This is a genomic window from Alicycliphilus sp. T452 (genome assembly GCF_054512775.1).
In genome coordinates, this window is record NZ_JBTNEH010000028.1 from 43,313 (window position 1) to 52,674 (window position 9,362).

The following is a 9,362-nucleotide window of genomic DNA, read 5'->3' on the forward strand; positions in this document are numbered from 1 at the left end:
TCCCAAAGGAATCCTGCCATGAAATCCCGCGCCGCCGTTGCCTTCAAAGCCGGAGAACCCCTCACGATCGTCGAGATCGACGTCGCCCCGCCGAAGAAGGGCGAGGTGCTCATCCGGATCACCCACACGGGCGTGTGCCACACCGACGCCTTCACGCTGAGCGGCGACGACCCCGAGGGCATCTTCCCCGCCGTGCTGGGCCACGAGGGCGCCGGCATCGTCGTCGAGTGCGGCGAAGGCGTGACCAGCGTGAAGCCCGGCGACCACGTGATCCCGCTGTACACCGCCGAATGCGGCGAATGCCTGTTCTGCAAGAGCGGCAAGACCAACCTGTGCGTGGCCGTGCGCGCCACCCAGGGCAAGGGCGTGATGCCCGACGGCACCACGCGCTTCTCGTACAACGGCCAGCCCGTCTACCACTACATGGGCTGCTCCACGTTCAGCGAATACACGGTGGTGGCCGAGGTGTCGCTGGCCAAGGTGAGCCCCGACGCCAACCCCGAGCAGGTGTGCCTGCTGGGCTGCGGCGTGACCACGGGCCTGGGCGCGGTGAAGAACACCGCCAAGGTGCAGGAGGGCGACACCGTGGCCGTGTTCGGCCTGGGCGGCATAGGCCTCGCGGTGATCCAGGGCGCGAAGCTGGCCAAGGCCGGGCGCATCATCGCCGTCGACACCAACCCGGGCAAGTTCGACCTGGCGCGCACTTTCGGCGCGACCGACTGCGTGAACCCCAAGGACTTCGACAAGCCCATCCAGCAGGTGATTGTGGAGATGACGGGCTGGGGCGTGGACCATTCCTTCGAGTGCATCGGCAACGTCAACGTGATGCGCGCCGCGCTCGAATGCGCGCACCGCGGCTGGGGCCAGAGCGTCATCATCGGCGTGGCCGGCGCGGGCCAGGAGATCAGCACCCGCCCGTTCCAGCTCGTCACCGGCCGCAGGTGGCTGGGCACGGCCTTCGGCGGCGTCAAGGGCCGCAGCGAGCTGCCCGGCATGGTCGAGGACGCCATGGCCGGCAAGATCCAGCTCAAGCCCTTCGTGACGCACACCATGGGCCTCACGGACATCAACCAGGCCTTCGACCTGATGCACGAGGGCAAGTCCATCCGCTCGGTGGTCCACTACGCGGACTGACGAAAACAGGAGTGCCCGGCGCTTGCCAGTCAATGGTTTCAGGCACTTTCCTGCCTGGAACCTTTTGCCATCAAGCGCCGGCAACTATCGAAACAGGAGCTTGAACCCCATGTCCACCGCCATCGAACTGCTGTCGAGCCACGCCTGCTTCGGCGGCGAGCAGCGCTTCTACCGCCACGCGTCGCGCGAGATCGGCCTGCCCATGCAGTTCTCCGTCTACCTGCCGCCCCGGGCCCTGGCGGGCGACGCCGTGCCCGCCCTGCTCTACCTGGCGGGCCTGACCTGCACCGAGGAAACCTTCATGGCCAAGGCCGGCGCCCAGCGCCTGGCGGCCGGGCTGGGCCTGGCGCTGATCGCGCCCGACACCAGCCCGCGCGGCGCGGGCGTGGCGGGCGAGGCCGACGCCTGGGACTTCGGCGTGGGCGCGGGCTTCTACCTGGACGCCACGCAGGCCCCCTGGGCCGCGCACTGGCGCATGGAGAGCTGGCTGATGCAGGAGCTGCTGCCGCTCGCTGCCGCCACGCTACCCGTGGACGCCGCGCGGCTGGGCATCTTCGGCCACAGCATGGGCGGCCACGGCGCGCTCACACTGGCGCTGCGCCACCCGGGCCGGTTCGGGAGCCTGTCGGCCTTCGCCCCCATCTGCGCGCCCACGCGCTGCCCCTGGGGCGAGAAGGCCTTCGGCGGCTACCTGGGCGCCGACCGCGCGGCCTGGGCCGCGCACGACGCCACCGCGCTCATGCACAGCCAGGCCGCCGCGCCCTACCCCGCGGGCATCCTCATCGACCAGGGCCTGGCCGACAAATTTCTCGCCGAGCAGCTGCACCCGCATCTGTTCGAGGCCGCCTGCGCGTCCGTGGGCCAGCCGCTCACGCTGCGCCGCCACGCGGGCTACGACCACGGCTACTACTTCATCCAGAGCTTCGTGGACGACCACCTGCGCCACCACGCCCGGCAGCTGGCGGCGTAGCGCTTCATCTTCATCCACCGTGGGGCGGCACCCTGAAGCCGTCCATGATGCGCTTCTCGGCCCGCTCCAGGGCCAGGCCCACTCTCTCCAGCCACTGCCGGATCCGGCCGCCCTCCCGCGGGTGCGTTGCTGCGGGCGCGCCCTGCGGCGGGCCGTCCTGTGTCGTCGTGGGCTTGGTTTCATCAGGCATGGCAGGGCGATGCTCACGCCTGCCGTACCATCTGTAAAGTTGAATTGAATGAACCAAAGATTCATGAATCCTGATGCGTAACCTCAACCTCGACCAGTTGCAGACGCTGATCGCCATCGCGGACCTGGGCACCTTCGCCGCCGCCGCGCAGGCGCTGCACCTCGCGCCGCCCACCGTCAGCCTGCACATCAAGGAGCTGGAGTCGCGCCTGCAGGCCGGCCTCGTCGTGCGCGGCAGGCGGCAGGCCGAACTGACGCAGGCCGGCAAGGCGCTGGTGGAGGAAGGGCGCAAGCTGCTGGCGGCCAGCGACGACCTGGTCGAGCTGGTCCGGCGCCGCGCCACGGGGCTCGATGGCCTCGTGAAGGTGGGCGTCTCGGCCGGCGTCAGCACCCGGCTGCTGCCCATGATGCTCGAAGCGCTGAGCCGGCAAAGCCCGGGGGTGGAGGTCAGGCTGGAGGCCGTGGGATCGGCCGACGCCATGCTGCGCCTGAAGGCCGGCACGCTCGACATCGGCATCGTCGCCAGCCCCCAGCCGGCGGTCGCGGGAATCCGCCTGACGCCCTGGCGCAACGACTTGATGGTGGCGCTCCTCCCCGCGTCCTGGGGCGCGCCGGAACGGGTGACGCCCGAATGGCTTGCGGGCCGCCGCTGGGCGTCCTTCGCCCCCGCGACACAGATGCACGGCCTCATCGCCGCGTGGTTCGGCCAGGCCGGGTTCAATCCGCGCCCCTATCTGGCCCTGAGCTACCCCGGCGCGCTCAAGAGCCTGGCCGCGGCCAGCCAGAGCGCCGCCATCCTGCCGCTGGAGGAGGTCAGGGACGAGCAGCACTCGCCAGACGTGCAGATACGCCATCTGCACCCCCCGCTGATGCGGCCCATGGCCGTGGCGCACCGGTATTCGCCGGAACCCGGCCGGGCCGTATCCAGCGTGCTGCAGGTGCTGGCCGACTTCGCCGGCTAGAACAGCACGCCCTGGCCCCGCGCCAGCGCCGGGCGGTACTGCGACAGGTCCAGCACGGTGCGCTGGCGGTTCAGGCCCAGGCGCGCACAGGCCTTCTCGAAGCGCTGGCGCAGCAGGTCGGCCCACAGGCCCGTGCCCTTCATGCGGGTGCCGCGGCGGCTGTCGTAGGCCTTGCCGGCGCGCCGGTCGGCCTCGGCGATGCCGTGCAGGTCCTGGATGCGCGCCAGCACGCGCCCGGCGCGCTGCGGGTAGTGCAGTTGCAGCCATTCGCGCATCAGCGGGTTGAGCTCCCACGGCAGGCGGATCACGGTGTAGAAGGCCGAGGTGGCACCCGCGTCGCGCGCGGCGGCCAGCACCTGCTCCATGTCCTCGGTGATGAACGGGATCTGCGGCGCCACGCTCACGCCCACGGGCACGCCAGCTTCGGCCAGGGCCCGTATGGTGCGCAGCCGCCGGTGCGGCGCGGCGGCGCGCGGCTCCAGCACGCGCGCCAGGGCCGGGTCCAGCGTGGTGATGGTCACGCAGGCCATGGCGAGCCGCTCGCGCGCCAGCGGGGCCAGCAGGTCCAGGTCGCGCTCCACGCCGCTGCTCTTGGTGACCAGCGCGAACGGGTGGCGCGCATCGCGCATCACCTCGATCACCGCGCGCGTCAGAAGCAGTTCGCGCTCCACGGGCTGGTAGCAGTCGGTGGCCGAGCCGATGTTGACGACGGACGGCCGGTGGCCCGCGCGCGCCAGCTCGGCGCGCAGCAGCGCGGCGATGTTGCGCTTGGCGATGATGCGGGTCTCGAAGTCCAGGCCCGGCGAGAGGCCGAGATAGCCGTGCGTGGGCCGCGCGTAGCAGTACACGCAGCCATGCTCGCAGCCGCGGTAGGGGTTCACGGACTGCTCGAAGAAGATGTCGGGCGAGTCGTTGGAGCACAGGGCGCTGCGCGCGTCCTCCCAGATCACCTGGGTGCGCGGCGCGGCCGCGGGCCCGGCGCCGTCGGCCTGTTCGCCCCAGCCATCGTCGAAGGCATCGCGCGCGTCGCGGGCGAACCGGTGCGCCATGCGGCTTGCCGCGCCGCGCCCCTTGATGGCCTGCAGGGGAAGCGTAGGGATGCCGTCTTCATGCATGCCGATAACTGTACAAACATACAGTTATCTTTGCAAGAACAGGCTCTAAGCGATTTCCGCCCATCTGGCAAATGCCGCGTAATTCACACCGGGCGCGTGCGAGATCACTTGGCAAAGCCCGGCCCGCGCCGCACAATGCTGCATCGCACCAAGATGGTGCTCCAGAAACATGCCTTGGCCCGGACAACCCCGTTGCCCGGGCTTTTGTCCGTTTGAGCAGCGCCGAACCGCCGGCGGCCACTTACCTGGGAGTCATACCATGCAGCGCAAACCCCACATCATCCTGTCGTCCCTGGACATGGAGCGCATAGAAGCCCTGCTGGAGAAGCAGACGGCGCCGTTTCCCGGCCGCGACGCGCTGGAGGCGGAGCTTGACCGCGCCGACGTGTTAGACCCCAAGGACATGCCGCCCAACGTGGTGACCATGAACTCCACCGTGCGCTTCACCATGCTGGAGTCCGGCAAGACCAATACGCTGACGCTGGTCTACCCCAAGGAGATGGACGGCTCCGGCGACAAGGTGTCGATCTTCGCCCCGGTGGGCATCGCGCTGCTGGGCCTCGCCGTAGGCGACGAATTCCAGATGCCCAGCCCCACGGGGCAGGTCACGGTGCGCGTGGACGGTATCGAATTCCAGCCCGAGAACGCGGGCGAGCTGCACCGCTGAGCCCTTTTCATCCCTCGGCCGCCCAGGCAGCCCGCGCGGGCTGCTTTTTTTTTACTTGAGGCCGGCCAGCAGGGCCGTCAGCAGGCCCGTGCCCACGAGCCCTGCCTGCCAGCGCAGCGCCGCCTGCCAGGTGGGCACATGGCGCTCCACGCGCTCGTACAGCAGATGGCCCGCGGCAATGGACAGGGCGAACGCCAGCACCATGCCCGCCTCGGCCGCGGCAACGGACTGCGGCCAGAAATGGCTTTCCACGGCATTGACGAGCAGGCACACCGGGAAGTGCACGAGGAAGACCGAGTACGAGATCCGCCCCAGCCGGTTGAGCGGCCCCCAGCCCGTCCAGCGCGCCAGGGCGGGCGTGCGCAGGGCGACCACCAGCGCCAGTGCCGTGGCGCCGGCCAGGGCGATGCGCGGCCGCCACTCCAGCGTGAGCGCCGCCAGCACCAGGGCCGCCATCAGCAGGGCCCAGCTCCAGGCGCCCACGGCCCGGGGCGATTGCACGGCCCAGAAGGCCAGCATGCCGAGCCCGTAGGCGCCGAAGAAGTACACGGCCCACACGTCCCACTGCGCGTCCAGGTTGAAGTGCAGCAGCGACGCCGCCACGCCGGCCACCACCAGGGCCTGCCCCCCGCTCATCGCCCAGGGCCAGCAGCGCGCCAGCGCGCGGCCGCCCCAGCGCATGCGCAGCGCCGCGGCCAGCCGGGTCACGCCGGCCAGCAGCAAGGTGGTCAGCGCGAACAGCTGGAAGTCGATGGCGACGTACCACACGCCGGCCGAGAGCGATTCCTCGCCGAGCACGCCGTGCAGCAGCAGGGCATGGGCCAGCAGCTGCCACAGGGTGGGGTCGTCCGAGACCGATGGATGGTCGAACCAGGGCCGCACGGCCGCCTGCACCACGATGGCCACCACCAGCGCCACGGCATAGGGCACGACCAGGCGCACGAAGCGCCGCGCGTTGCGGGGCCAGGGGTCATCGAAACGCGCATGCCCCCGGGGCGCCAGGCTGGCCGCGGCCAGGAAGCCGCCGAGCACCAGGAACACCTGCACGGCCATGCGCGCGTATTCGTCGAGCCAGTCGATCACCTCGGGCATGGCCTGGCGCGCCACGTCGGACATGGGGCCGTAGAACGCCAGGTGGTGCCAGACGATGGCGGCGCAGGCCAGCCCCTTGGTGCAATCGATCAGGGCGCTGCGGTGAACCTGGGTCATGGGGCGGTGGGAGTCCGAGGCGCTCGGGATGCGGGACCGGCGATGCCCGGCACTCCATAGTCAACGTCAGCCCAGCGCCAGGCGTTGACGCGCCTCCTGGTATTCGCGGCGCAGGCGCGCGATGAGTTCGGCCGCCGACGCGATCTCCGAGATGCTGCCGATGCCCTGCCCGCAGCCCCAGATGTCCTTCCAGGCCTTCTTGGCGTCGCCGCCGAAGTTCATCTTGCTCGGGTCGGACTCGGGCAGGTTGTCCGGGTCCAGCCCCGCCGCGCGGATGGAGGGCGCAAGGTAGTTGCCGTGCACGCCCGTGAACAGGTTGCTGTAGACGATGTCGTCGGAGGTGCATTCCACGATGGCCTGCTTGTAGGCCTCGGCGGCGCGCGCCTCGTCGGTGGCGATGAAGGCCGAGCCGATGTAGGCGAAGTCCGCTCCCATGGCCTGCGCCGCGAGGATGGCGCCGCCCGAGGCGATGGAGCCCGACAGCGCCAGCGGGCCGTCGAACCAGGTGCGGATCTCCTGCACCAGCGCGAACGGGCTCTTCACGCCCGCATGGCCGCCCGCGCCGGCCGCCACGGCGATCAGGCCGTCGGCGCCCTTCTCGATGGCCTTGCGCGCGAACTTGTTGTTGATGATGTCGTGCAGCACGATGCCGCCCCAGCCGTGCACGGCCTGGTTCACGTCCTCGCGCGCGCCCAGGCTGGTGATGACGATGGGTACCTTGTACCTGGCGCAGACCTGCATGTCGTGCTCCAGCCGGTCGTTGCTCTTGTGCACGATCTGGTTGATGGCGAACGGCGCCGAGGGCTGCTCGGGGTGCGCCTTGTCCCAGGCCGCGAGCGTCTCGGTGATCTCGGCCAGCCAGTCGCCCAGCTGCGAGGCCGGGCGCGCATTGAGCGCGGGCATGGAGCCCACGATGCCGGCCTTGCACTGCTCGATCACGAGCCGGGGGTTGCTGATGATGAACAGCGGCGAGCCGATCACGGGCAGCGAGAGTTTTTGCAGGGCCGGCGGCAGCTTGGACATGCGGGCATTCTCCATCGTAAAAAAGGGCTCCAGCGCTTGTGCAGCAAGCGCTGGCAGCTATCAAGAGTCAAGTAAAGGTCAGAACGCCTCGAGCGCCAGCGCCGCGACGCTGGCCGCGCCCTCGACGATGGCGTCGCGCTGTCCTGGCGCCTTCACCAGGATGTGCTCGGCATAGAAGCGCGCGGTGGCGATCTTGGCCTGCATGAAAGCCGCGTCCTGTCCCTTGGACGACAGATCCTGCGCCACCAGCAGCGCGCGCGCCAGCTGCCAGCCGGCCACCAGGTTGCCCGCCAGCATCAGGTAGGGCACGCTGCCCGCGTACACGTCGTTGGGGTGCGCCTTGGCGCCGCCGGCGATGAAGTCCACCGCATCGAGGAACGCCTGGCGCGCCGCGCCCAGGCGCCGCGCCACGGCCTGGGCGTCGGCCGTGCCGCTGGCGATCAGCTCGCCTTCCGTCTTCTCGATCTGCGCGGCGACGGCCTTGGCCATCTGGCCGCCGTCGCGCGCGGTCTTGCGGCCCACGAGGTCGTTGGCCTGGATGGCGGTCGTGCCCTCGTAGATGGTCAGGATGCGCGCGTCGCGGTAGTACTGGGCGGCGCCGGTTTCCTCGATGAAGCCCATGCCGCCATGCACCTGCACGCCCAGGGACGTGACCTCCAGGCTCATCTCGGTGCTGTAGCCCTTCACGAGCGGCACCATGAATTCGTAGAACGCGGCGTTGTCCTTGCGGACCTGCGCGTCGGGGTGGTGGTGCGCGGCGTCGTAGGCCGCGGCGGCCGCGCTCGCCATGCCGCGGCAGCCCTCGGTATAGGCGCGCATGGTCATGAGCATGCGGCGCACGTCGGGGTGGTGGATGATGGCCGCGCTGCCCGCGACGCTGCCATCCACCGGGCGGCTCTGCACGCGGTCCTTGGCGTACTGCACGGCCTTCTGGTAGGCGCGCTCGGCCACCGCGATGCCCTGCACGCCCACGGCGTAGCGCGCCGCGTTCATCATGATGAACATGTATTCGAGGCCGCGGTTCTCCTCGCCCACCAGGTAGCCGACGGCGCCGCCATGGTCGCCGAACTGCAGCACGGCCGTGGGCGATGCCTTGATGCCGAGCTTGTGCTCGATGCTCACGCAGTGCACGTCGTTGCGCGCGCCCAGGCTGCCATTGGCATCGACCATGAACTTGGGCACCACGAACAGGCTGATGCCCTTGACGCCCTCGGGCGCGCCCGCCACGCGCGCGAGCACCAGGTGCACGATGTTCTCGGCCATGTCGTGCTCGCCGTAGGTGATGAAGATCTTGGTGCCGAAGACCTTGTACGTGCCGTCCGCCTGTGGCTCGGCGCGGGTGCGCACCAGGGCCAGGTCCGAGCCCGCCTGGGGCTCGGTGAGGTTCATGGTGCCGGTCCACTGGCCGGAGATCAGCTTCTCCAGATAGGTGGCCTTGAGCGCGTCGCTGCCCGCGGTGAGCAGCGCCTCGATGGCGCCGTCGGTCAGCAGCGGGCACAGCGCGAAGCTCAGGTTGGCGCTGTTGAGCATTTCGCCGCAGGCCGCGCCAATGGTCTTGGGCAGGCCCTGGCCGCCGAAGTCCGCCGGGTGCTGCAGGCCCTGCCAGCCGCCCTCTGCGAACTGGGCGAATGCCTGCTTGAAGCCCGGCGTGGTGGTGACCTGGCCGTCCTTCCAGGACGAGGGGTTCTTGTCGCCTTCCACGTTGAGCGGCGCGACCACGCCCTCGTTGAACTTCGCGCACTCCTCCAGCACGGCGGCGGCCGTCTCCAGGCCGGCGTCCTCGAAGCCGGGGATTTGCGCGATCTGGTCGATGCGCGCCAGATGCTCGATGGCGAACAGCATGTCCTTGACGGGGGCGGTGTAGCTCATGGGATCGACTCCAACTCGAATACGGTACTAACGGGGTGAAAAAAAGGGCATCGCAAGCGATGCCCTCATGCCGGCATGGCGGCCTACAGCGCCTTGACCAGCTCCGGCACGGCCTGGAACAGATCGGCCTCCAGCCCGTAGTCGGCCACGCCGAAGATCGGCGCCTCCGGGTCCTTGTTGATGGCCACGATCACCTTGCTGTCCTTCATGCCCGCCAGGTGCTG

At 69.8% G+C, this 9,362-nt stretch carries 9 protein-coding genes and 1 pseudogene; 4 read left to right on the forward strand and 6 right to left on the reverse strand.

What is annotated here, in order from left to right; genetic code table 11:
• Positions 1-18 precede the first annotated feature (18 nt).
• Positions 19-1,134 carry an S-(hydroxymethyl)glutathione dehydrogenase/class III alcohol dehydrogenase gene (locus ACX12L_RS19685; protein ID WP_459264129.1) on the forward strand — a complete coding sequence of 372 codons (1,116 nt, stop codon included), beginning with the start codon at positions 19-21 and terminating at the stop codon, positions 1,132-1,134.
• Positions 1,135-1,243: 109 nt separating this feature from the next.
• Positions 1,244-2,104, forward strand: a complete 861-nt coding sequence (gene fghA, locus ACX12L_RS19690; protein WP_459264130.1) for an S-formylglutathione hydrolase — start codon at positions 1,244-1,246, stop codon at positions 2,102-2,104.
• A gap of 10 nt (positions 2,105-2,114) precedes the next feature.
• On the opposite strand, the gene ACX12L_RS19695 is transcribed toward fghA, so the two are convergent.
• Positions 2,115-2,294 (reverse strand): hypothetical protein, encoded by a 180-nt coding sequence (locus ACX12L_RS19695; protein WP_459264131.1) that lies wholly within the window; start codon positions 2,292-2,294, stop codon positions 2,115-2,117.
• 73 nt (positions 2,295-2,367) lie between these two features.
• On the opposite strand from ACX12L_RS19695, the gene ACX12L_RS19700 reads away from it, so the two are divergent.
• Entirely contained in the window at positions 2,368-3,255 is an 888-nt protein-coding gene (locus ACX12L_RS19700; RefSeq protein ID WP_459264132.1) for a LysR family transcriptional regulator, read from the forward strand.
• Here the strand turns inward: ACX12L_RS19700 and ACX12L_RS19705 are convergent.
• Positions 3,252-4,370 (reverse strand): PA0069 family radical SAM protein, encoded by a 1,119-nt coding sequence (locus ACX12L_RS19705; RefSeq protein ID WP_459264133.1) that lies wholly within the window; start codon positions 4,368-4,370, stop codon positions 3,252-3,254. The genes ACX12L_RS19700 and ACX12L_RS19705 overlap by 4 nt on opposite strands.
• A gap of 259 nt (positions 4,371-4,629) precedes the next feature.
• Here ACX12L_RS19705 and rnk point away from each other — a divergent pair, with 259 nt between their 5' ends.
• A complete protein-coding gene (gene rnk / locus ACX12L_RS19710) occupies positions 4,630-5,037 on the forward strand; it encodes a nucleoside diphosphate kinase regulator (protein WP_459264134.1) in 408 nt (135 codons plus the stop codon).
• Between the two features lie 51 nt (positions 5,038-5,088).
• Here rnk and ACX12L_RS19715 read toward each other — a convergent pair whose 3' ends face one another.
• The 4 genes and pseudogenes from ACX12L_RS19715 to ACX12L_RS19730 all read right to left on the reverse strand — a co-directional run.
• A complete protein-coding gene (locus ACX12L_RS19715) occupies positions 5,089-6,246 on the reverse strand; it encodes an acyltransferase family protein (protein ID WP_459264135.1) in 1,158 nt (385 codons plus the stop codon).
• A 66-nt stretch (positions 6,247-6,312) separates the two neighbouring features.
• Positions 6,313-7,269 (reverse strand): NAD(P)H-dependent flavin oxidoreductase, encoded by a 957-nt coding sequence (locus tag ACX12L_RS19720; RefSeq protein ID WP_459264136.1) that lies wholly within the window; start codon positions 7,267-7,269, stop codon positions 6,313-6,315.
• A 78-nt stretch (positions 7,270-7,347) separates the two neighbouring features.
• The gene (locus ACX12L_RS19725) at positions 7,348-9,138 is read right to left on the reverse strand and encodes an acyl-CoA dehydrogenase (protein ID WP_459264137.1); all 1,791 of its coding nucleotides are present in this window, start codon (positions 9,136-9,138) and stop codon (positions 7,348-7,350) included.
• An 83-nt stretch (positions 9,139-9,221) separates the two neighbouring features.
• Positions 9,222-9,362: pseudogene (locus ACX12L_RS19730) on the reverse strand (electron transfer flavoprotein subunit alpha/FixB family protein); the annotation flags it as partial.

Bases quoted from the DNA above. Each gene is read 5' to 3' on its own strand.
- ACX12L_RS19700 (WP_459264132.1), top strand. From the start codon at position 2,368: ATGCGTAACCTCAACCTCGACCAGTTGCAGACGCTGATCGCCATCGCG.
- ACX12L_RS19720 (WP_459264136.1), bottom strand. From the start codon at position 7,269: ATGTCCAAGCTGCCGCCGGCCCTGCAAAAACTCTCGCTGCCCGTGATC.
- ACX12L_RS19695 (WP_459264131.1), bottom strand. From the start codon at position 2,294: ATGCCTGATGAAACCAAGCCCACGACGACACAGGACGGCCCGCCGCAG.
- ACX12L_RS19725 (WP_459264137.1), bottom strand. From the start codon at position 9,138: ATGAGCTACACCGCCCCCGTCAAGGACATGCTGTTCGCCATCGAGCAT.
- ACX12L_RS19685 (WP_459264129.1), top strand. From the start codon at position 19: ATGAAATCCCGCGCCGCCGTTGCCTTCAAAGCCGGAGAACCCCTCACG.
- rnk (WP_459264134.1), top strand. From the start codon at position 4,630: ATGCAGCGCAAACCCCACATCATCCTGTCGTCCCTGGACATGGAGCGC.
- ACX12L_RS19705 (WP_459264133.1), bottom strand. From the start codon at position 4,370: ATGCATGAAGACGGCATCCCTACGCTTCCCCTGCAGGCCATCAAGGGG.
- ACX12L_RS19715 (WP_459264135.1), bottom strand. From the start codon at position 6,246: ATGACCCAGGTTCACCGCAGCGCCCTGATCGATTGCACCAAGGGGCTG.
- fghA (WP_459264130.1), top strand. From the start codon at position 1,244: ATGTCCACCGCCATCGAACTGCTGTCGAGCCACGCCTGCTTCGGCGGC.